Consider the following 19,774-nt stretch of genomic DNA (forward strand, 5'->3'; position numbering starts at 1 on the left):
CAAGCGCTTGGGCTGGAAGACGCCGTACGAAGTGCATACAGGGGTGAGCGTTGCACTTATGTGTTGAATTCAGGCCTTGTATATCTTCCACTCGAACAAGCCAAAATAAAGGTAGCCGCATACTGCAACCGCGATGAGTAGCCATTGCTTAAAATCAAGAACTTGGGTGTCGATGAACACCATCGCGATGCAAGCAATGGTAAAAGCGAGGGTTTGCAATTTACGCTTTGGCGGGGGCGGGGACGAAATTCTCATTTTGTATCCTAGGTTAAGAGCACAATCACAATACTATGAATTGTCGTTGCGATCTTCAATCCAACTCGTTGCATAAGCTTGTTGGTTATTGATTGCAAAGACTCGTTGCCGACAGCACTTGCTGCTAGAAAGGGAAGCCGCTCAGCATCAGATTGCCGGTGTTGCGCTGTACGACAGAAAAAGGAATCGTGAACAATGATGGTCGATCCAAAATACAAGCTTGAGCTCCTAGTCGCGTTCACCATTGGTGCAACCATGACTGGGTGTGGTTTCGTACTTTCTGCGGCATCTGCTTGGATGATGGAAACCGGCTGGGCTGTGCCTGCTGTTACGTTCTTGGTGTTCCTGGTGCCGCTTAAAGCCGCCATTTCCACGTATCGTGAAGTAAAGCCCACACTGCCTGGGCGCGGGTAGCCGGCACCCCGGCAGGGTGGCGTGGATTCGTAATAAGCAATTCCCTTCTGTACCGCACCTTGCGCCCGCGTCCTGCTGGCGCCTCCACAGACTATTGCTGTGTGCGAGTAGTAGTCCTCGGTGCTCCCGGTGATCATGCGCGGCTGATAGTTGGGTGCGATCAAATCACTCAACCCCGAGTCTGGGTTGTGACGATAATCTTGGCAGATCGATGACACCGCGTTTCCTGCGGCAATCTGAACTCCCTAACCGAAAACTGAATTTCTGGAGCAGGTATGTCCAATGGGTTTGAACCAGCTGTCATCCCGATAGTTGAAGTGGAACGTGTGATCACCGACTTCGAAAAGGTTGAGCTTGGCCAGTGGTACTGGGTCAAGAACGATGACGACGAAATGAAGCCGAACCTTCGTTGCGTCATGGAGGTTGGCTCGAACTATGTGAAGCTCCAATCGCCTGAATCCCGTAATGGGTATTCGTACTGCCGAATACACCGGGACGATTTCAACGATGAGCTTACTTTCGAGCCTCAAGCTGATCAGCATATCCAGCGGATGGTGAATCACTGGCAGCAGGCGTTGGCCGACAACATGGCCCGTATCCAGAACTTAACAGAAAGCCTGGGCATCGCGCCCCAGATCGGCCATCAGAGCGGTAATGGCGAGGGTAAATCTCTAGCGTTATTGTCTGCTCAGGTGGACGTGGAGCAATTCAAAAAAGCACTCATCCTAGCCAAGGAAGAAACACTGCCAGAGCTGTTCAAGCAGAACGGAAAGCTAAGTGAGGAACTGGCCCGCTGGATGGGCGCCCCCGGCTTGCCTATGAAGGCTAAGTTTGGGCCGATGAAATCGTCGGTTGATAACATCGAAGACAGACTGTTCAACATCCAGTTGTATTCCGGGATTTTGGAAACGATCTTCACCTTATCCGAAGGTGCGCCAGCATCGCGTGATGAGAAGCTTCGCATCATGCAGCGCCGTTTATATATGGACGAAGAATGCCTACTAGCCTATGAGTTGGGCGGCATGGAATTCAAAGATATTCGTGAGTTCGACAAATGGCTGGCCAAGCCTGAAAACCGTGATCGAATTCTGCCGTTCCAGCGCTGCATGGTGTCAATGCGGGTGCGCCGCGATGGAAAGGATAGGAGCCATCTGAACCTCAATGCCTTCGTGAAATTCGGGCTATCAAAGGCTGACAAATTCACCTACCTGATCGTTCGTAATGGCGAGCAGCTTTACCGGGTTTGCACAGAGCAAGACTTCGGCGAGCATATGTTTCCTGAGCGTGCCACATTCGATCCAACCGAGCCGTTGATGATGAAAGTTCGGTTCGAAAAGGTTGAGTCGATGATGAGCAAGCGTGAGTTCGACAGCATCATTGAGGCTAAAGAACACAGGGCCGCGCTACGTGAAAAATGGCAGCAGGACAACCCGAGGGAAGTCTGGGAATCGAACAATCCAACGCTCGACTGGCACTATTACAATCCCTATCGCGAGGGTCACAGCGACTTCTACCATAGTGACTGGCAGCCATTCGACGATTCGAGCAGCTTTTACGATCAGGGTTTGGAGAAAATCCAGGCTGAAATCAAGGAATACAACCGAGTGGCACTGGTCGTCCAAGGCCTGTTTGACCGGACGCATACGCTCATACCCCATTCGCCAGTACAGATGTGGCGACCCGCATCCTTTGGGGCTTCCGTCGAACTCATCTACGACAATTCGATGGTCATTCACTGGGGTGAAGCACCCGACATTCAGGCTTACATCGAGGCGTGTAATGCCACTGCTGGCCCGCGCAGTGTTTTCTTTGGCCAGGATTACCTGTGGTCCGTGCGCGAGGCCGAGCGGCAAAATAATAAAGATGCAAACAACTGGCGGTTATCTGAACGGAGAGGGCCTGAATACAAGGTGCTTCGACCCTATGGCGATCCTGGGCCGGGCCGCGTGTCTATAGCGAAGACTTGGGCACCTCGAAGCAAAACGGCTACGTTTTGTTGGCTGCGTACGAGCTCACCTCACAGCGACAAAATGGTGAGGGCTACGATCAAGTTGCCACTGGACAAGCTTTTCAACGTGAGTGCTTACAAACCGGGCGATTTCAAACAGTTTTTCAAAGACCCGAGAACACGGGCCAGATACCTGGAGTGGGCTCCTATGCTTTTGAGTGCTGAGGAATTCCACGCTGGGAATTTGAAAGTCACGCAACCCTACGATGAAAACGATAGGTCGGAACTGTTCCGGCGCTGACAGCCCGCAACCTAAAACCCAAGCATCGGCTTTCACGAACCTCACCAGCTCCCTATGACACGCCAGAGTTGACCGCATCATGGGCAAACCTAATCACACAAAGGACTTGCCCATGAATACCTCCAACCCCCTGATCTTTGCTGGCCTTTCGTTGATTGCGCTGATGGCAGGCTGCTCGGGCACAATACCCTCAGCCTCTGAGCCAGTATCCGCAACTGCGGCGCCTGTTCGAATCGTCCCGGTGTTCATCGTTCCGAATTGCTAAGTGCTGGCAGCTGAGTGTCATTGCATCTGGATCGAGCCATGGGGTTATCAAGCACCGGCCCCAGCAGAGACAAGTAACAAGCGTCTAAGCGGCATCGCCATCTGATCTGAACATGAAGTGACCCAAGCATGACAATCATGACAACTCCCCAGTCAGCTGTACTGACTTGGAAGGTGCTGAGCAATCTGCCGATACTCTCGCCAGTTCTGGAGTCTGAAAATGAACACTAATCCCAAGGTAGCAATGAAAATCGCTGGTGCAGTTATCACTGCCGCGTTGGTGTTCTTCGTCGCGCTGACACTGGCTACCATCATTGCAATCGGTAAATCGCGTGACCGCAGTGCGTGCTTCCAGGCAGTTCAGGCTGTTAAAGAATGTCCTGGCCGTAGCGCATGGGAGAACCTACTCATTCGGGCTACTGGCCTGTAACCATCGGGAGCACGACTCAAGAACTGCTCGATGTAGGAGAGGTGAAGTTTTAAGAGGGCGACAGCAACTGCATAGGGTTCGGTTGCGATGCTGATGCGGTTGGCGCGAACCTGTCGATCAACCACAAGCTGAGGCTCTGACATGAGCGAACCCATTGTCATCGTCGCGCACATCTCCTACATAGAATGTCCGCACTGCTCACATCCTGCTATGGGGTTTGTGAATGACCCTAGAGGTGGGTCTTTCCAGTGCGATAGTTGTGGGAAAGATTTCGAAGTGCCTTTGGATGCAAAGATTGATTTCGGCGGTTAACTCAAGTGCGATTCTGGCTGTCACTCCCGTTAAGCTCTCAGAGCACGCTGGAACTTAGAAGGTTAGATATTTTGTGTACTGTTAGCAGAGTTTTGTTTTTTTGTGTCGCTAGTATGTTGAGCGCTTCCGCTACAGCTGTTGATGAAGATGCGTCTGAAATGTGGGCTGAGCCTGAACAGTCAGCCGCTGGATTCATAGCTCGGAGTTTCAGTGTCAAGCCAGAGCAGGTGACAGTCACGATTATCAATCGCGACAAGAACAGCGCAACCGCTATTTCGAAAGTGCCTGGGTGGCCAACATGCGTTCTCGATCTTGTTCTAGCATCAGAAGTGAGCGCTGATGAAGTCTGGCTGGTCGGTGATGTTGCGTGCGACAAGACCGTTCAGGAGGATCATGGCTGATGGTCGTGTGGATGCCCGAGTTGTTGATTGAGCTATATGGCACTCTGATCGTCATGGTTGCGCTAGCCTTGGCGCAGCTTTCCATGCGTTTAAAGGCTGTTGGCTTTGTGATCAAATCAATAGGGGATTTCCGCGCATGCGCGGGAAAACCTCAATCTCATTCGGGTGCCGAAAACTCATCTGCGCCCCGTCAACACAAGCATGTCAGCGGGTTTTGATTCTCAATATCAACCCTGATTTGTGCGCAAGCAACCTACCGCGCCTGTAATCACTACTGGCATTGGCAATAGTCGAAACCTGACTGCTGATGGGAGAGTAGGGAGCGGGTCAATATATTTGTTCAGCTCAAAGTTGTTTGCGGATGTGGCATAATTCAAATCTTGGTTCTTTGTGGCCGGCTGTACATATGGAGTAAGAATTGAACGAAGTGCAATCAGTTGCGGCGTCCGCCCCGATTGGCTATCTAATGTTGAGTATCGCTGTAGTAACCGCAGTATGCGCAATTTGCGACTTCCTAGAATTTGGGGTGAAGCGAGTGGCTGAGAAGAAAGGGTTTAGCAATCCACAACTCCACGAACTCATGGAGAGTTTTCGAATGTGGGGGATGCGTGCAAGTACCTACAGCTTGGTGAAGGGTATCTTCTTCACTGCCATGTTGGTGTTTACTCTCTATGCGGGCAAGCCTGCCATATCAAACTTATTTGCCAGTTGGTTTGGTTGATACTGGCATAAGTGCCAGGAGTTCAACCACAGGTTGGGCTATCTGGTTCGGCCTGCTGGCGGTTGCGAATATGCGGCAGCCACACCCTCCAAAGTCCTAAGCAGTTGGTGGCAACGAAGCATATGTTGAGAAGCATGAGCCCGTAGGCACCGATCTTGACTGCATACACGGCCATGGAAAGGCTGGAAATGAGGAACAGCCACCAACCCCAAGGCGAAAGGCGAACGTTGCTCGCAATCAGCGTTGCCCCGGCGATACCACAGACTGTCCCAGTCCACTCCAGCAATTCGTTCATAGTCATGCTCGCGTTGTAGTGTGTTGTTGAGCCAATAATCAGGGCAGGGCACCAGTGTCATTAATTAATTGTCAGCATTTCTCAATAACCAAGATTGGCAACAACGATAGGCTTATTGATTGCGCCTAAAAGCAAAACACCAGCCTACCACTGGTGTTTCTCTGATGGTTTAGAGCAATTACAATTTATTGTTTTCCCAATTCTCATCAACCTTTTTGGCCATTTTGCGCTGTGGTCGTTTGTAAATCCAGTAAGCGATATACATAACGACGAAAGTTGATATTGAAATGATTGCAAGCGTGAACAGCAAGTCCATTTTTTATCTCTAAATGGTGATCTTGAATTAATAATACAACATGAGGATAAGAGGATGCATCAATAGTTTGCAGTGTTTGACAACTCTTTTTTAATAGGTATACAGATAAGTTCGGCGGGGGTAGGAATCAGTGCGGTTGTTGTTAATGGCCTAGGAGGTACAGGCAGCTAAAGATTCAGCGTTACAAGACTACTGATTCCATGGGGTAAGCCACAGAAATTGGAGAAGTGGGTTGCGGACATAAAGGGGGTGTAGTGAAGCCCCTGCTTATAAGGCAAGGGCGTTCAGTTGTTCAGAATGACTTCTCGGTGTAACAGTCGCCGGGCACCGTGGCTTGGCGGAACTCATCCTTGGTGATAATCGCAATGCACGCCAGAACGCCTCCCCCTTTCTGGCGACCGCATGTTAGCAGTATGCGGCTGGGGTCAGAGTTCTCGGAAAACTCCATCGACTGCTTGTTAAACGCGTACTTGGCGCGTACAGACTCCCTGCCATTCACTTGAATCACTTCGCTTTCGTGATGAACCTCGAAGACGTAGGCGTCGGTCATTGCGCGCTCCTTTGAGCAGGGTTGAGATAACGATATGTGCAACCAGCCTGTGCTCTGGAACGATGATCCTTACCCACAGTTGACGAAGGCCAAGGGGCTTCACGATAGGGGCTGCACCGCTCTCATCGGTGCAGGCAGGGCAAGGACTGGGGCAACGGCCGTAGCCTTGACCTGGGTAATCTGATGCTGCCATTTAAGACCGCGTACAAAACCTGCCCGGTAGCCAACAAATGCACTGTCAGTATCGGAGTCCATATATTTTAGGAAAACGCCATTCAGGGTCACAACCCCAAGTGGGAATCGGTATTCCGTGGAGGATTTGCAGGCCAGCTCGAAACAACCCCGAACGTACCCGGAAGTAGGCTTTTCCGTGGGGATTGGACATTCCAACTCCTGCATAGCAGTAACGATTATGGCTGCGTCAGCAGGTGTTGGAGCATCAGCTTGCGCGGCATCAATCAGTGCCTTTAGATGGGTTCGAGTGATTGCTATGAAGGCGGTCATGATGGCTCCAGTTAAGATTATTGGAGCCATACTGTGCGACGCTTCGCTGTGTCATCGAGGAAGGTGCGGTGAGTAGATTAAATCCTCAAACCCTAATATCAGGGTTGGGGGGGGCAAACACTCAACCCAGCTTTCTGTTGCCTTGGCGCCCGGCATTCTTAGGGCAACGCTCAGGGGGCAGGTACTGTTCCTTCGCTAGACCAGAGCGGGGGACTGTGATGATGTGCATCAAATATGGAAGCATCCCAGCGCATCCAGCTGCGCCCATCAATATGCCGCAAGCGATGCGGGCTTCTACCCATTGTGCGGGCAAGAGAATCATCAGTACGAGGGCAGACAGAACGCCCACAATGGACAACTGCCAAACACGGTGATCAACCTTGACGCCTTTCAGGTCAGTCATTGTTGTCCGTTGTGGCTCGGCCTGGAACTCGTCGATAGCTTTGATCGTATCGAGGTCAATCACAGTCACATGCCCGTATACTGGATGCCCAAGCGGGGAATTGAACCGAGCAGTATCAAACATTGCTTGCAATACATCAGCCGGGGCCGGGAACGTTTTGGGCCAAGGGTTTTCAATGGACACACCGTAAGCGTCCATCAGCGGACTCGTCCAACTTGGATTGGGGACGAACTCAACCCAGCGTCCATCTAGAACTGCCCATGTGGCTTCAAAGGCGCTGTCTTTAACAGAATACAAAACAATCCTGTCTGGCTCGGCATATGTCCACTCAGTCACCATGGCTGGGATGGATTCGATTCGCTCGCCTCGGAAAAAATCTACTCGGTTCTTACCTTCGCCTGGGGCGATCAGGCCAAGCGGTTTTATCCATGCGTAGCTAGCCGTATCGAGCGTACCGTTGAGCAAAGCGGCCTCGTTGTCCAGCTCGGCTCGACACTTAGCCTTTTCAGCAACGTCGAGGCTGCCACGGCGCCACTTCCAGCTACAACCGAGGGTGTTGGCGGTAGGGACTCGGGCCAGTACCGGGCTGTTGCTGCGCTCCAGAGTGTAAGCAAAAGGTACGATGCGGTGCAGAAAGGGGAAAGGTTCGGCAGGGCCATAGCCACCATCATGAAGATCACCGGCCAACATTTTGGCATCGTATTCGGCTACGGCTGCGTCGATAAGGGTCTTGTTTTTCACGACCGCTTGGGCTGCCCGGTTCATGGTCGTCGAGATACCCAAATCTATCTGCTCAATCGTTTCCGAGAGCTGGCAACCGCTGGTGTTCTCCGATGTATTTGTCACTAAGTGCATCCTCTACATATCTGTCTGCGGGATAGATCGCAAAGCTTTGACCTCGGTGGCAAGGGCGTTGGCCAACTCGAATACCTGATCCAATTTGCGCTGGTCGATGGACAGTAAAGCGTTGATCCGACCTACACGGTTGATTTCTTCGATCAGCTTCTCAAGCCGAACTTTGAATTTTGTAGCATTCAGCCCATGGGTCTTGACCGCTACCTTGGTGTCCACCCCTTCAACAAGATGGTCGCAAAGAGCAGCGACCATGGACGGGGAGTAGTCACTGTCTGCAATAAACTCTTTAAAAACATCTAATGGCAGGTCGCCTGGGGCGACCTTTCTCAAGTCGATAAGCATGAGGGTTATCCAGGTTCATTATGCGAAGGCTTATGACGATCAGGCTGCTGCCTGAACGCCTTGATTGCCTTCCTCGGTATCAACTGGGGTTGCGTCTGCTTTCTCAGCTTCATCCAGCAGAAGCATGAATTTATCCAGCGCCAGTCGAGTCGTTTCCGACAGGTTATCGTAAGCCGGATCGGCCTTGATTGTGCGAGCAGTCTGGAACAGAGCCAAACCATGTTTGCTCACGGCCTTTTTGACGTGGGCATTCGAAGCATGACGGGCCGTTAGTCGAATCTTGGCCGGCTTGGTGGCGCCGTCCTGCTCTGCACTGGCAGCAGGCTCTGGATTGGACAGCGCTTTCGATTGTTGCTCAGCCACAGCGCGCTTACGCATCAGTTCTAGTTCTGCGACTACTTTGCCGTTGCCATGGGCACGAAGCATTTTAATCCCTTCGGAAGCAGACAACTCGTTGGAAATTACAGCGTCCACAAGCCCCTTCGGAGCGCTGACCAGTCGCAACAGTCCTTCAACGTATTGAGGCTTGATGTTCATGCGGCGTGCAATGGTCTTTTCATCGATACCATTTTTCCACTGGCGCTTGCACAGCAGACCAATTTCGAAAGGTGCCAGCTCTTTACCCTTGTTCAGGTTGTGAACCATTACGTATAAATCATCGAGGTTCACCCGCTTGCCGTCGGTAACAACCACGGGAAGGGTCTGGATCGTAGAGCCTTTAATAATGGCTCGTTTTGTTCCTTCCAAACGGCAGTGACCATCGTAGACGTAAATACCAAGCACGCCGTCAATTTCGAGTACCAGCGCTGCCAGAGGGCGGGTATGGTTGAATCCTTCCTCAAGGATGCTGCCGGTCAAATAGTCGATGTGTTCTTCGAGTTCTGGACTCGGTAGACGCACATTGAAGCCGGGCAGCACCTTGATTGCACTGACAGGCACTTTCCACAAATCCGAACTGCCACCCGCACCTTTGATTTTGAATTCTTCTTTTTCAATCTTGGTGTCGTACTCGGCCTTAATGCTGGCCATGACTTTCTTCACACTGCCTGATACCAGCGTGAGGTCGAAAGACTCGATGCTTTGTTGAATTTGTTCGTTGAAGGCAGACATTGAGCTAATCCCTGTGTGTGAAGTTGATGGAGTAATAGTACCCCTAGGGGTGCTGTGCCACACCAATTAACACCCACAAGGGGTTAACTCGTCGAATCCGAGAATTGGATTCGAGGCATAGACTTGTGAGCGGATGCACATGGCACAGTGGCTACGGCTTCGTCGAGGCCTCATTGCAGAATGGTGCTGCTCAATGAGGTGAGTGTTACTTAGTCGTGCGGTAGCTGATTGAGAGTTCGCCTCGGAACGCCATGATGCTTCCGATAAGAAAGGCAGCTACGGGCGGGGCCATACAGTACAGGAGGGGTGTAATCAGATCGTTCCTGTTCATGAGCAGGAAGTCATAAGCAGGTGAATCGGGTGCTTTGAGCGCTGCCTGTACGATTGCGTTGTTCAACTTCGTAACAGATAGCAAGCTTCCCACAGCGAGCAAGATTGTCACCACTGACAAGACTGCGCCGAAGGCCACGGCACTCACATTTTTGAACATTGGAAAGCTCCAGGGTGAGGGAGCGCTGCTGGATGAATGGGCAGGCCCTCAATGTGCGATATAGGTTTGAAAGGCACCCTACTGTCACTGATGCTTGGCCCCGCTTCAATACAACTCGATGCAGTTACTACATGTTCCTAGGGGGCTGCTTGGAAGTGAGCCAAAACCCAGACATAAGGTCTGGGCATTGGGCATTGAGCACGACCCTACGAGTGACATGGTATCCAGGGTGGATTACTGATTACCCTTCGTTGCAATGGCTTGCCGGTGAGTCACCTTGCGCTTGGTCCCGGTTAGCAGATTTCGAATGAAGAACTCGCCGGGGGTGCTCCCTGCAAACCTGCGATGAGCTGTGACCTCCCCACGGATGATGTGACGGCCAACCTTGAACTCTGCCTGCGAGGTGACGGGGTAGGCGCGCTGAACAGCCGTAGAGAGCGCCTTGGCTGCTGCCTCATACTGGATGTACGCGCCATCCGGGTTCAGATCATCACGAACACCATCTGCCGCGTCAGCGGCCCTGGCGCTGACTGGCTGCTGTGCGAGAAAGCCAGACACCTCATCCAGTAGAGCGACAGTTTTTGGATCGCTACCTTGCGAGGACGCCACCGCAATCCATTCGTTGCAACGTGCCAGAAGCTTTGTACCTACCAGTTGAGACGGCAAGTCCTGCTCGGCAGTTTCCAGTCCTTTGAAGTCAGGATGTTGGGAGTCAGCTAGGTAGATTTCCTCTGGCGCATCCGGCCACTCATTGCGCAGTGAGTCAAAGTTCCCTTCGTTCCAGCAGCGCAAAAACTCCATTGGTGACTCGCAAGGGTTTGCAAGCATGTAACTGATTACCGCGTTGTACGCATCTTGCGCCTGAGCAACACCATCGAGGTGGCTTTTGAGGGCGTGAGAAAACTTCAGCAGCTCAGGGCCGGTGAGCCCTACGCCTTCCCGAATGATCCCCGCTGCGGCAATGCATTCAACGAGCGCTTGGTCAATGTGCAGGTGTTGTTGACGCAAAAGCTCGTCGGAAAATAATCCTTTCCCCCGGCCCGAAGTCCCAATGTAGAGAGTGGAAAACTGGGGGCTGCTATTGTTCTGCGATGCCGCAGCTAGAAGTTGGCGCAGGTCTGCTGTCGAGACTGTTGCTGTTGTGGTGCCCTCGCGATGAGCCGCCTCATAGAGCCGTGAAGAGGCGTCGGTGTTATCGGCGTGAACTGAGGTGTTCATAGTGTGTCTCCTGCATGAATTTGCAGTTAATTTCAGTGGAGCACTGAATGGGGGGGCGGCCCGGCTAGGTGATTCTCGGCGGCAGGGCCAGGCTGCTGACGATAAGCAATTTTGAAGTTGATCATGACCTCGCTAAATGTGGCGGCATGAGACGTGACCCACTCGTACAGCACGTCATCATTACGGTCGGCTAACTCCAGTCGGGCCTGCAATCTCAGGAACTCAGTTCGCTTCATGCCAAGCCATTGATCGAATGTGTTGAGGTCGATGACTCCTGCATGACGGATGAAAGCGTCAATGGGCTGATCGGCCAGAAACTGGGTTACAGAAAGCATGCCCGCAGCCTTCATGCGAATATCCAGTGAGGCATTTGAATCTAGTGCGATGGACAGCTTGCGAGTGGCTGCCAACTCGCTTTCAAGTTCAGCTACCCGGAGTGCCTGTTGGTCAGATACGGAAGTGAGCGACTGTAATTCTGAGCGAGCAGTCAAAAGGTCGAGTTGCGTGCGTTCTAGATCACTTGCAAGCACGTCACTGTCTTGTAAGGCGGGGTCAGCAGCACTGTACCGCTTGGCGGTCATCAGGCATTGCCCCCAACAAAAACATCACCTCGCTGACCGTTGGCCAGGGTGATCGGGTAGTGATAATGCACGCCTGCCATCTTGCAGCGCCCTAACTCAGTTACTCGGGTGCCGGAGTGCTGCTCGATGGTTCGGGTAATGGCGTTGTGTACCGATTCGGAGTCGGTAGGGTTGGCCAGCAACCTGTTGCCGTTGAACAGAATGTAGAAATCCAGATTGTTCTTCTTCCGCATAATTCTCACCTGGGCAATGAATTTGGTGTGCCCATCTTCTGCGCTCCAGGCATGTGTCAACAAAGCGGTAACGCCCCGTAAACCTATTGCTCAAACCCGAAGCTGCGGTTTGGGAACACAGCTCAGAAAAGCGTATAGGTCATTCGTTGTGAATTCAGCTCAACTCGCTGTACTTGCAGATGGGGAGGCTGCTGACTTTTGGGTCGTAATAGCCAGCACAGTGCCAATAGACATTAATCGGCATACGTCATGAAGGGTGAAGTAGGACTGAGCGGAGGGGAGGGCGTCCATGCACTCGACCGTGAGACTGAACAGCGGGAGCCAGCAATGGGCCAGTCTGGTCATCGTCCAGCAAGTATGCTGGTTTCATTGATTTCGTAGGTCTCGGCGTAGTTCATCAGACCCAATGCAACTCGATCCAGGTAAATGCCACACTCAGGGCAGAACTGGAACTCCTGGAAATTACCGTGCGGCATTAGATTGGAATTGGCGATCTTGCTTGAGAGCTCTACCTGGGATACGTAAGCGGCAAGGTGAGTGTTCCAGTAGCTGGCCGTGACCAACACATCTTGCAAGTATCCAACGGGGTGTTCGCATGCGGACATGGGGGTGAAATCCTAAATGGGCATCGTGGCAGATGCTACAACTTGCCGAATGATCTTCTCTCGATCCGAACTTTGGCGTTTGGGTGAGGGAAGGCCGGCTTTCACTTCCTTGGATCGCAAGCGGCGAATTGGCATAGGCCATTTGATTTAAATCTGATCTTAGCGACCGGGGACGCTCTGTTCACTCCAACTCTGCGCACTTACTCGCTCCAAGCGATATGGCCAAGGCAGGTAGTAGGTAGGACAGGCGGGGAAATGATAGGCGGTAGGTTTGGGGCACTGGGCCATCAAGCCACTGCTGGGTTAAACAATATAGCTAGCATAAAAAAGGGGAGCTCAGAAGCTCCCCTTTGAGTGGTCAATCAGATCACTCGCTTACAGTGGCCCAGCTTTCGACCAGATCGGAACCGTGCTCTGCCTTCCATTCTTTCAGGGTCTTGTGGTTCCCGCCCTTGGTTTCAATAACTTCGCCGGAGTGCGGGTTCTTATAGGTCTTCACCTTGCGCGGGCGGCGAACACCCCCCGAGGATTGGTTGCTGACGGTATTTGCTTTCGGCTTGTAAGACGACTGAGGGTCGAGCAGTGCGGTAACGTCACGCAGGCTTTTCTGATACTCGCCCATCAGGTTGCGAAGCTTGGTCTCGAACTCCATTTCTTTCTGGAGGCCTTCGTTGTTCTTCAAGCTTTCGAGGCGTTCTTGAAGCTCTTTGATTGCGCCTTCGGTCTCGCGGTATTGATTAATTAGGGACATGTCACACTCGCATTCGATGGGAAGTTGGTGGGAATCAAAACAGATGTTGTTGTTGCCAGCAACACAACTTGTAGCAGTTGTGTGCTACAGCTTAGAGGTAGCCGCAACCATAGTTCGGAATGGACTAAGCCCCTACTAGATGAGCTTAGAGAGGCATTCGACACATTGTCAGTGCGCTACGAGCCACGCTCAGCGCTTGGTTAGGTGAGCACGCATCCAGTCGTCGCACATGAGTGCTGAACTAGTAGGGTGCATCACTGTGATTAACAAAGGGCATTATGCCCTCAGCTGACTTCCAGTGCCCATCATCGGACATTCATACATCAAATTCGCGATGTGTGGTCATAGGTAGCTCTCCGTCTTTGAAGTTGGTGCCGGCTGCGGGCCAAGCAGGTAATCGCCTTCGCCCAACCACGATTGCTCTGCACCGTTGAACGATTTGAATTTGCCAACCAACTTGTCCTGGTTGATCAGGACTGGACGCGGCTCACCGCCATTTTCGTAGTACCAGTACAGTCCGGCCTCTACGGGGATGGACGTGTGCTTGGGCAGGGGGATACCCGCAACAGCATTCACCAGCCCAAAGCCTTCCCATGCGCCACGCACCCACTCTACGGCGTAGCGGCCATTACGGTTGCGCTCGTTCAGAGATTTCAGCAGGGCATCGCCCTTGGAATACCCGAAACGTTCGACCGCGATTGTCTTGATCGAAGCATCAAAGTCTGGACGGAGGTGATCCAGCGGCTCCGGTGGAAAGGTTGCCCAAGTATCCATTATGAAATTCCTTTTGCGAGCCTCAGTGATGCTCGGGAGAGTTGGCTAAATGACGAAACTATCTTCCCACTGAGTGCCTAGTGTCATCGGCTCCGCTGAGTAAGGAGCGTGAAATGCTAAAACTCGGCCTTGGGTACTGAAACTTCGCGGAGCTTGAACGGAGTCTTGTCACAGGCTGAGAGAGGCAGGGTCAATCTGGAGTTTCTTGGCCCAGTCGTGCCCGTACTGTACAACCTCGGCGGCCTCTTGAGGCTCCAGCGTTTTGACCGCTTCAACCTTGTGCTGCAAGAAGGTTGCCTGACCCGATTCACGGGGCACGATGCGAATGAGTTGACCAGTAGTCGCTGGCTCAACCAATTTGGTGCCGACCCATACTGCGCCTTGAAAGGGCTGGCAGTCGATCACGATGCCTTCGCGTACAAAGAACTCGGTGAAGTCCTGGCCATTGTCTACAAAAGTGATTTTCTGTACGTGCGCCACTCGCTGTTTTCCTTTTTAGATTGCCAGACCCAGGCCCGATCCTGGGTTTCGGCGATAACTATGGTGTTTGGGGCCTTGGTTCATTACTGCTCAGTTGCGGTGAACGTTACTCGACCTTTGCCCCATCCAAGCAAGTCATTCGCTGAGGCTCGACGACGAGCTTCTTCGTTTGCCTCGCTCTTGCTGTCGGCCACGATTCCCCCGAACGGTACACCGTCTACTTCGTCCCACGCGGGGTGTTGGAAGCGCATCATGACGTTGAAGGACTTCTGCTGGGGGGCGGACTCTACAGGCGCAACCTTTTCACCTGCCAGCGCGGGCTCCTGTGGTGCCCGCAGGCCCAAAGCAACTTCTACTTCTTCAAGAGTGCCCTCGAAGGGCTCTTTGGCATAACTGTTGACGTAGGAGTAGAACCTGCCGTTGCTCAATTGACCGATTGATGGGTGCATTGCGGGTCTCCAGGGCGTTCAGTTTGCCCGGCGTACCGGGCGCTACTGGTAATTAGATTGACTGCTGAGCTAGAGCAGCCTGTCCGTCTTCCCACGCTTTGCTCAGCGTGGGATGGCGGGCTATCAGAGTTAGAGGCTTTAAGTTGCCGGCATAGAAACCGTGCAGGTATACCTTTTCCAGCAGCGGCTTTATTGGGTCGAGCGTCTTTACCCTGGACGGAAGGAAGGCAGCAAACTTTTGGATGGCCTTCATAGCGAACTGTGCCTTGGCAAGTTCGATGCAAATCATCATTACATCCGTGGTCGTCAACTCAGTCGGCGGTGCCGGCAATGGGTGGCGATCATTTCCCCAGGGCTCGCCTGTTGTGAAGTGCTTGCCAACCTCTTTGAGCAGCCACTTGTGGATAGAGCCGCCGTTCTTTGCAAGTTGCTCTAGGTGAGCATCAGCGGCTTGGCCAGCACTGTAGGCAGAGCTGTCGTCTGACCATGCGTAGTACCAGTCATGGTTCAACAGCTTGAGGTAAAACTCCGCAGGTGTGATCAACTGGGCAGTCGGTGGCTTTGGCTGGGGATGGTGGAACGAATGGGTTGCTGGATTCATGGGTCATAGCTCCGGCGCGGTACGCCTTGTTGATGGAGCTATCTTCCCTCTGGAGTTGCTGTGTCATTGCCGTGGGAGGCAACAACACGCAATTGCTCAAGGCCGGGAATCAGAAGCGAGATTGACGCGTCAACCCCGGTGGCCGAACTTTAAGCCCAGGGCCGATTGACGGAAGAAGTAAGGAGTCGCCCGGCATTGGTGGTGAAGCTCGTCCTTGGTGCCTATGAAAACGATTACCAGTCGATTCCGGTATAGATCGTGAAGGCCAAGTGTGAGGATTTGCCCAATGTCCTGCACCGTGAAAATCACCTTGCGTTCTCGAAGAGTAGGAAAGGATGCGCGAGTCCTAGCCCAGTCATACTGTGCTGCTTCTTCCACAACACAGATTCCGCTTGGAAGTTTGTTCGTGTCCAGGGGTTCCCGAGGCATGGGATTTAAAAGGTCACGATCCGGCAGTACGACTTTTCCGGGCAGAGCTCTTTCAAGCATAAAAGTTTTGCCAGTGCCACAGCGCCCAACGACCACGACTCCGTAACCGCACTTGGACAGCAGCTTAATGCGCAGGCCGTGCAAGCGAGCCCGGATCGCCCCAAACCACAATGGGCCACGGTTGAATGGACTGGCATACAGTGCCTTAGGGAATGCGTAAAAGACTTTTGGATGGTCTTCTTCTAACACACCGCGAGGTGCACCAAACCGGACTACGTTCTCGGCTTCTTGCTGTTGGAGAAGTGGGTTATCAGTAGTGGTCATATCGCCTCCTGTCGTACAGGAAATTTGGGTAGAACTCAGTCTATCCGCGCTTGCAGCTTCGCCGCCTTCCAACCCATTGCACTTGCTGACACCTCCAAGCAGGGCGCGTGTGCCACCGTTAATGAGATAGGCAGGTACTCGCACCATTGGTGATTGGGACTTCCTAACAAGGTGTTTGGCGATCATGAAGCGCAGCCCGGCAACGAGGATCGTGGGTCCGGTCAAGTAGCCCAGAGCCAGTTCCGGGTATTGGGGACTGTATTCAATCCACTCTTCAAGCTGACCGCTTGAGAGATTGCGGGAGTCCTGCGCCATCCATAGTCCACGCGGATGGTGGCCGGGCGAGTCAACGTGGCGAGTTTGGATGCTTTCGCGCTTAAGCAACGGGTGCCCAACATGCGGAGCGGTCGATGGAGAGTAGATTTCTCCAAACCCAGATGGCTCCTGGGTGCGCCGGACATGGGAACCATCAAATTCGACCTGAATCCCCTCCATAAAGGCCGTAAGCCAGTCGATCATGATGGGAGTAATGCAGCAAACTGAGACTTCGACCAGTTGGTTTTCGTCGTTTGCGGCTGTGTCGCTTATGCTCATGGCGCGTGCTCATTGGTTATTGGAATGAGCACAGATTGAGGTCGGGGATGGCGTGTCATCGGGAGCGCAGGTAATTTCTGAATACCTGCATTGGGAAACCGAGGGGATCACGGATTTAACAAGTTCGGGCCGCGTATTGCGGTTAATGATCACCACCCCCGTTTTGCCAACATAAGCGTATCGACTAAATGAGCAATGGCAATGGAAGATGATCGCGCAGTAGAGCTGTACACAGCGTTTCGCGGGAACTACCGGGATAAGCTAGTACGTACCATCGTTTCAAGTCCAGACCTTGCTGGCGGCGTAACTATGCCGGCAAGTACGTTGTTGATGTACAACCAGATTGTCTCAGACAACCTACGGGAGCTTTCGAACAGCATCAATGACTTCTGCCGTTGGATCAACATGCTTTCAGCCTGGGCGCCGATCTACGAAGCTAGTGAGCAAGATGAGCAGTTGAGCCTGCTGGTCGAACATATCTCGCCGTTCTCCGCCCTTGCCCTGGGAGCCCCGCAAGCACTTAAAGGCAGAATGATATTTGCTGCTGCAACTGCATGTGGCCATGCAAATTATCAACTCTCACCGGGTTCTCCTGAACTCCAATGGGATGGTAGAGGGCACCTGACTATGAAGAAGGCATCCACCCTCGGCCAGCCATGGGCAAATTGGCGGCTCTTGGCTCCAATTCTCGGCGAATTGGGCCACGGTCCAATATCGGAAGAGACTGATGATTACCGAAACCAAAAGGAGCATGGCCACCCACGTAATATTGGGCTGGGCATCACGGTGTTTGTTTCCGTAGAAGATCATGCTGAGGGCCGAACTATGGGGTTTGGCTCAAAAGATGCCATATCGTTAGAAACGGTCATCGGTGTTGCTGTCGAGCAACATGGCTTGGTAGTGAGGGCCTATGAAGCGCTTTGCAACCTTGCGCGTGAGCAGTTTGATGCTCTCATGGTGGCTGGCACACTCAAAGCCACCCTTTAAAGCAAAGATGCCTGGAGTGCGATTGCCGCCTTGGCCAATCCTCGCGGGAAAGCCCTCAGCCCAGGAGCAGGTATTCTGGTTAGCTGCCGGTAGTCCCGATGTGTTGTGCCAGCGCGGGATCAGACTCACTACCAAAACCGCTATCCAAGGCTGCACCTACGCTGGAAACAAAAGCAGGGATTTTGAGCCGGTTACGCTCAGCAGTGATGATTTGAACGTCAAATTGGCCTTCTGTTGCCAGTTCTGAGTCAGGCGCGTAGCCAAGCCGCTGACGAAGTGAGAAGGGGATTGAACGGGTCTGCATGGCGTACCTCACAAAAAGCGATGGCCCATGCTATGGACAAACTGTGGATGGTTCCACCCAACCCATCCCACTTGCTCAAGCCGCTAAATTTCCGCGCATGCGCGGAAATCTACCTTGACCAAGGCCGGGGCTGAGGGCGGTCCTATCATTATCAAGAACGGTTGTGCTTGATATTCATATCAATCTATATAATCAGCTTCAATCAGCCCGGCACCATCGTCGGCTTTGTCAGAACCAAGGCGCGGTTTCCGCGCCCGCGTAGGAGGGACACCCATGCAGACTGAGCAGCAAAAGGAACAAGAACGCCTCAAGTTCAATCGGGAGTATTTCGAGGATGGTTGTCTTTGCATCCTCACGTCGAAGACGCTGCAACCCTGCCCAACAAATATGCCCGACGACGAAGCGGTGGTGTTCTACGAGAAGAACTGTAAGTGCTCGCGAAACTACATGCCAACTTGAAAGGGTATCGCGTCAAGAAGAGTAAATCCCCGTTCAGCAACTATGTACTTAAGCTACCCCGGATGATGCCGGTGCTGTTTGGGATTAGGTCCGGCACTCGATGACCGTTCCACTGTTTGAGGTCTGATTTGACGTGCTGCACTGCCGCATCGATAGCAGCGCACAAACTGGGCTGGTTGCCCAGGCAGGCCATGGCCCGTTCGTGGAAGGTGTCGCACACGTAGAAGAACCAGAACGAGAGCTTGCCAGCATTGATGCTGACTGCAAGACCCTGCCAGTCGTTGGGGTACTCGACAAGTACAGCGGCATTGTCCGCAGCAGGCCCGTGGATGGACCCATCGCCGAACATGAAGGGTAGGGCTGTGTGGTTTGCCTGCTCCAGTAGCTTACGCTCGCACGGGAGTGTAGCCAGCACCTTGCTCAGTGCGACTTCGGCAATCTGGTAGTCAGTCATGGGGGCGATCATAGGGCATCCTTGAAGGGCTCTGCTTAAGAGAGTCCATGATCAAGAGTGATGCCCGGTGTCATCGGTCAAAGCTGCAAGTCGTCAGCCCCGAGAATTGGAATCGAAACGCCTGCAGAAGGCAGCAGTGTTGTTGTTAGGCAAAATGTTGGCCATTGACGCTTTCAGCTTGGGCCTTGTTTAGGGCAGCGGTGAAGCTGGCAAGTATTTCTACGGCTTCAAGGCCGGAGTACAGCTGCTCGATGCTTGCCCCAGGCGGTAGAGCAGTAATCGCTTCGTCGAGCGCGAGCTTTTGATCCGGGGATAGGGTCATCCCGGCAAACTGCTCCAGGAAGCGGGCTACAAACTCCCGGTTGTCACTCAAGCCGCCAGCCCGAAGTGGTGCAGCTGCTAGAGGAAAGTCTTCGGCACGAATACGACCGCTTTGAATACCTTCAAAGACATTTTCGAAAGCAGCATCAAGGCGTTTTTCGTCGTTCACGAATGCTTTCATTTCTGTGAAATCCTGCTTTTCCATCTGGTTGCTCTCCCAAGCCTGTTACCAGTTCAAACTTTGCTCAGCAGCGTAGGCGTAAATGGGGTTCAGCGCTACACCCTGCGGAGGTTGACTC

Annotated in this window: 27 protein-coding genes; 7 read left to right on the plus strand and 20 right to left on the minus strand. The window is 52.8% G+C overall.

Going from position 1 to position 19,774, the window contains the following annotated elements:
* Window positions 1-450: 450 nt before the first annotated feature.
* From GHO41_RS11565 to GHO41_RS11585, 5 genes are all read left to right on the plus strand, one after another.
* Window positions 451-669, plus strand: coding sequence for a hypothetical protein (locus GHO41_RS11565; protein WP_153433631.1), 219 nt, complete (start codon window positions 451-453; stop codon window positions 667-669).
* 275 nt (window positions 670-944) lie between these two features.
* Window positions 945-2,918: a hypothetical protein gene (locus tag GHO41_RS11570; protein ID WP_153433632.1), complete on the plus strand. Its 1,974-nt coding sequence runs from the start codon at window positions 945-947 to the stop codon at window positions 2,916-2,918.
* A gap of 484 nt (window positions 2,919-3,402) precedes the next feature.
* Window positions 3,403-3,612 carry a hypothetical protein gene (locus GHO41_RS11575; protein WP_153433633.1) on the plus strand — a complete coding sequence of 70 codons (210 nt, stop codon included), beginning with the start codon at window positions 3,403-3,405 and terminating at the stop codon, window positions 3,610-3,612.
* Between the two features lie 712 nt (window positions 3,613-4,324).
* A complete protein-coding gene (locus GHO41_RS11580) occupies window positions 4,325-4,543 on the plus strand; it encodes a hypothetical protein (RefSeq protein WP_153433634.1) in 219 nt (72 codons plus the stop codon).
* Window positions 4,544-4,743: 200 nt separating this feature from the next.
* On the plus strand, window positions 4,744-5,046 hold the full coding sequence (locus GHO41_RS11585; RefSeq protein WP_153433635.1) for a hypothetical protein: 303 nt from the start codon (window positions 4,744-4,746) through the stop codon (window positions 5,044-5,046).
* Between the two features lie 22 nt (window positions 5,047-5,068).
* On the opposite strand, the gene GHO41_RS11590 is transcribed toward GHO41_RS11585, so the two are convergent.
* From GHO41_RS11590 to GHO41_RS11665, 17 genes are all read right to left on the minus strand, one after another.
* Window positions 5,069-5,341, minus strand: a complete 273-nt coding sequence (locus GHO41_RS11590; protein WP_178126501.1) for a nicotinamide mononucleotide transporter — start codon at window positions 5,339-5,341, stop codon at window positions 5,069-5,071.
* Between the two features lie 608 nt (window positions 5,342-5,949).
* On the minus strand, window positions 5,950-6,207 hold the full coding sequence (locus GHO41_RS11595; protein ID WP_153433637.1) for a hypothetical protein: 258 nt from the start codon (window positions 6,205-6,207) through the stop codon (window positions 5,950-5,952).
* A gap of 99 nt (window positions 6,208-6,306) precedes the next feature.
* Entirely contained in the window at window positions 6,307-6,711 is a 405-nt protein-coding gene (locus tag GHO41_RS30090; RefSeq protein WP_218580254.1) for a hypothetical protein, read from the minus strand.
* 121 nt (window positions 6,712-6,832) lie between these two features.
* Entirely contained in the window at window positions 6,833-7,960 is a 1,128-nt protein-coding gene (locus GHO41_RS11600) for a hypothetical protein (protein WP_371928901.1), read from the minus strand.
* Window positions 7,961-7,972: 12 nt separating this feature from the next.
* Window positions 7,973-8,311: a hypothetical protein gene (locus tag GHO41_RS11605; protein WP_153433639.1), complete on the minus strand. Its 339-nt coding sequence runs from the start codon at window positions 8,309-8,311 to the stop codon at window positions 7,973-7,975.
* 39 nt (window positions 8,312-8,350) lie between these two features.
* Window positions 8,351-9,421 carry a hypothetical protein gene (locus GHO41_RS11610; protein WP_153433640.1) on the minus strand — a complete coding sequence of 357 codons (1,071 nt, stop codon included), beginning with the start codon at window positions 9,419-9,421 and terminating at the stop codon, window positions 8,351-8,353.
* A 205-nt stretch (window positions 9,422-9,626) separates the two neighbouring features.
* Window positions 9,627-9,911, minus strand: coding sequence for a hypothetical protein (locus tag GHO41_RS11615; RefSeq protein WP_153433641.1), 285 nt, complete (start codon window positions 9,909-9,911; stop codon window positions 9,627-9,629).
* 234 nt (window positions 9,912-10,145) lie between these two features.
* The gene (locus GHO41_RS11620) at window positions 10,146-11,129 is read right to left on the minus strand and encodes a hypothetical protein (protein ID WP_153433642.1); all 984 of its coding nucleotides are present in this window, start codon (window positions 11,127-11,129) and stop codon (window positions 10,146-10,148) included.
* 32 nt (window positions 11,130-11,161) lie between these two features.
* Window positions 11,162-11,710: a hypothetical protein gene (locus GHO41_RS11625; RefSeq protein WP_153433643.1), complete on the minus strand. Its 549-nt coding sequence runs from the start codon at window positions 11,708-11,710 to the stop codon at window positions 11,162-11,164.
* Window positions 11,710-11,943, minus strand: coding sequence for a hypothetical protein (locus GHO41_RS11630; protein WP_153433644.1), 234 nt, complete (start codon window positions 11,941-11,943; stop codon window positions 11,710-11,712). The genes GHO41_RS11625 and GHO41_RS11630 overlap by 1 nt, the downstream gene beginning before the upstream one ends.
* Window positions 11,944-12,284: 341 nt before the next feature.
* The gene (locus GHO41_RS11635) at window positions 12,285-12,548 is read right to left on the minus strand and encodes a hypothetical protein (RefSeq protein WP_153433645.1); all 264 of its coding nucleotides are present in this window, start codon (window positions 12,546-12,548) and stop codon (window positions 12,285-12,287) included.
* Window positions 12,549-12,915: 367 nt separating this feature from the next.
* A complete protein-coding gene (mvaT, locus tag GHO41_RS11640; protein ID WP_153433646.1) occupies window positions 12,916-13,299 on the minus strand; it encodes a histone-like nucleoid-structuring protein MvaT in 384 nt (127 codons plus the stop codon).
* Window positions 13,300-13,641: 342 nt separating this feature from the next.
* Entirely contained in the window at window positions 13,642-14,073 is a 432-nt protein-coding gene (locus tag GHO41_RS30335) for a hypothetical protein (protein ID WP_256678733.1), read from the minus strand.
* Between the two features lie 168 nt (window positions 14,074-14,241).
* On the minus strand, window positions 14,242-14,553 hold the full coding sequence (locus tag GHO41_RS11650; protein WP_153433647.1) for a hypothetical protein: 312 nt from the start codon (window positions 14,551-14,553) through the stop codon (window positions 14,242-14,244).
* An 83-nt stretch (window positions 14,554-14,636) separates the two neighbouring features.
* A complete protein-coding gene (locus tag GHO41_RS11655; RefSeq protein ID WP_153433648.1) occupies window positions 14,637-15,002 on the minus strand; it encodes a hypothetical protein in 366 nt (121 codons plus the stop codon).
* A gap of 52 nt (window positions 15,003-15,054) precedes the next feature.
* Window positions 15,055-15,603, minus strand: coding sequence for a hypothetical protein (locus tag GHO41_RS11660; protein WP_153433649.1), 549 nt, complete (start codon window positions 15,601-15,603; stop codon window positions 15,055-15,057).
* A 129-nt stretch (window positions 15,604-15,732) separates the two neighbouring features.
* The gene (locus GHO41_RS11665; RefSeq protein WP_153433650.1) at window positions 15,733-16,950 is read right to left on the minus strand and encodes a hypothetical protein; all 1,218 of its coding nucleotides are present in this window, start codon (window positions 16,948-16,950) and stop codon (window positions 15,733-15,735) included.
* A 201-nt stretch (window positions 16,951-17,151) separates the two neighbouring features.
* Between GHO41_RS11665 and GHO41_RS11670 the strand changes: the two genes are divergently transcribed.
* Window positions 17,152-17,937 carry a hypothetical protein gene (locus GHO41_RS11670; protein ID WP_153433651.1) on the plus strand — a complete coding sequence of 262 codons (786 nt, stop codon included), beginning with the start codon at window positions 17,152-17,154 and terminating at the stop codon, window positions 17,935-17,937.
* Between the two features lie 79 nt (window positions 17,938-18,016).
* On the opposite strand, the gene GHO41_RS11675 is transcribed toward GHO41_RS11670, so the two are convergent.
* Window positions 18,017-18,241, minus strand: coding sequence for a hypothetical protein (locus GHO41_RS11675; RefSeq protein WP_153433652.1), 225 nt, complete (start codon window positions 18,239-18,241; stop codon window positions 18,017-18,019).
* 273 nt (window positions 18,242-18,514) lie between these two features.
* On the opposite strand from GHO41_RS11675, the gene GHO41_RS11680 reads away from it, so the two are divergent.
* Complete coding sequence (locus GHO41_RS11680; RefSeq protein WP_153433653.1) at window positions 18,515-18,700, plus strand: hypothetical protein; 186 nt, start codon at window positions 18,515-18,517, stop codon at window positions 18,698-18,700.
* A gap of 40 nt (window positions 18,701-18,740) precedes the next feature.
* On the opposite strand, the gene GHO41_RS11685 is transcribed toward GHO41_RS11680, so the two are convergent.
* Window positions 18,741-19,154, minus strand: coding sequence for a hypothetical protein (locus GHO41_RS11685; RefSeq protein ID WP_153433654.1), 414 nt, complete (start codon window positions 19,152-19,154; stop codon window positions 18,741-18,743).
* Window positions 19,155-19,299: 145 nt separating this feature from the next.
* Window positions 19,300-19,680 carry a hypothetical protein gene (locus GHO41_RS11690; RefSeq protein ID WP_153433655.1) on the minus strand — a complete coding sequence of 127 codons (381 nt, stop codon included), beginning with the start codon at window positions 19,678-19,680 and terminating at the stop codon, window positions 19,300-19,302.
* Window positions 19,681-19,774: the final 94 nt, after the last annotated feature.

Source organism: Pseudomonas sp. FSL R10-0399 (genome assembly GCF_009600165.1).
GTDB lineage: Bacteria > Pseudomonadota > Gammaproteobacteria > Pseudomonadales > Pseudomonadaceae > Aquipseudomonas > Aquipseudomonas helleri.

Excerpts from the sequence above, each read along its gene's own strand:
- GHO41_RS11590 (WP_178126501.1), bottom strand. The coding sequence starts at position 5,341 with ATGAACGAATTGCTGGAGTGGACTGGGACAGTCTGTGGTATCGCCGGG.
- GHO41_RS11690 (WP_153433655.1), bottom strand. The coding sequence starts at position 19,680 with ATGGAAAAGCAGGATTTCACAGAAATGAAAGCATTCGTGAACGACGAA.
- GHO41_RS11670 (WP_153433651.1), top strand. The coding sequence starts at position 17,152 with ATGGAAGATGATCGCGCAGTAGAGCTGTACACAGCGTTTCGCGGGAAC.
- GHO41_RS11630 (WP_153433644.1), bottom strand. The coding sequence starts at position 11,943 with ATGCGGAAGAAGAACAATCTGGATTTCTACATTCTGTTCAACGGCAAC.
- GHO41_RS30090 (WP_218580254.1), bottom strand. The coding sequence starts at position 6,711 with ATGACCGCCTTCATAGCAATCACTCGAACCCATCTAAAGGCACTGATT.
- GHO41_RS11635 (WP_153433645.1), bottom strand. The coding sequence starts at position 12,548 with ATGTCCGCATGCGAACACCCCGTTGGATACTTGCAAGATGTGTTGGTC.
- GHO41_RS11620 (WP_153433642.1), bottom strand. The coding sequence starts at position 11,129 with ATGAACACCTCAGTTCACGCCGATAACACCGACGCCTCTTCACGGCTC.
- GHO41_RS11565 (WP_153433631.1), top strand. The coding sequence starts at position 451 with ATGATGGTCGATCCAAAATACAAGCTTGAGCTCCTAGTCGCGTTCACC.
- GHO41_RS11680 (WP_153433653.1), top strand. The coding sequence starts at position 18,515 with ATGCAGACTGAGCAGCAAAAGGAACAAGAACGCCTCAAGTTCAATCGG.
- GHO41_RS11660 (WP_153433649.1), bottom strand. The coding sequence starts at position 15,603 with ATGAATCCAGCAACCCATTCGTTCCACCATCCCCAGCCAAAGCCACCG.
- GHO41_RS11655 (WP_153433648.1), bottom strand. The coding sequence starts at position 15,002 with ATGCACCCATCAATCGGTCAATTGAGCAACGGCAGGTTCTACTCCTAC.
- GHO41_RS11675 (WP_153433652.1), bottom strand. The coding sequence starts at position 18,241 with ATGCAGACCCGTTCAATCCCCTTCTCACTTCGTCAGCGGCTTGGCTAC.
- GHO41_RS11570 (WP_153433632.1), top strand. The coding sequence starts at position 945 with ATGTCCAATGGGTTTGAACCAGCTGTCATCCCGATAGTTGAAGTGGAA.
- GHO41_RS11665 (WP_153433650.1), bottom strand. The coding sequence starts at position 16,950 with ATGAGCATAAGCGACACAGCCGCAAACGACGAAAACCAACTGGTCGAA.
- GHO41_RS11605 (WP_153433639.1), bottom strand. The coding sequence starts at position 8,311 with ATGCTTATCGACTTGAGAAAGGTCGCCCCAGGCGACCTGCCATTAGAT.
- GHO41_RS11610 (WP_153433640.1), bottom strand. The coding sequence starts at position 9,421 with ATGTCTGCCTTCAACGAACAAATTCAACAAAGCATCGAGTCTTTCGAC.
- GHO41_RS11580 (WP_153433634.1), top strand. The coding sequence starts at position 4,325 with ATGGTCGTGTGGATGCCCGAGTTGTTGATTGAGCTATATGGCACTCTG.
- GHO41_RS11615 (WP_153433641.1), bottom strand. The coding sequence starts at position 9,911 with ATGTTCAAAAATGTGAGTGCCGTGGCCTTCGGCGCAGTCTTGTCAGTG.
- GHO41_RS11575 (WP_153433633.1), top strand. The coding sequence starts at position 3,403 with ATGAACACTAATCCCAAGGTAGCAATGAAAATCGCTGGTGCAGTTATC.
- GHO41_RS11595 (WP_153433637.1), bottom strand. The coding sequence starts at position 6,207 with ATGACCGACGCCTACGTCTTCGAGGTTCATCACGAAAGCGAAGTGATT.
- mvaT (WP_153433646.1), bottom strand. The coding sequence starts at position 13,299 with ATGTCCCTAATTAATCAATACCGCGAGACCGAAGGCGCAATCAAAGAG.
- GHO41_RS11625 (WP_153433643.1), bottom strand. The coding sequence starts at position 11,710 with ATGACCGCCAAGCGGTACAGTGCTGCTGACCCCGCCTTACAAGACAGT.
- GHO41_RS30335 (WP_256678733.1), bottom strand. The coding sequence starts at position 14,073 with ATGGATACTTGGGCAACCTTTCCACCGGAGCCGCTGGATCACCTCCGT.
- GHO41_RS11685 (WP_153433654.1), bottom strand. The coding sequence starts at position 19,154 with ATGACTGACTACCAGATTGCCGAAGTCGCACTGAGCAAGGTGCTGGCT.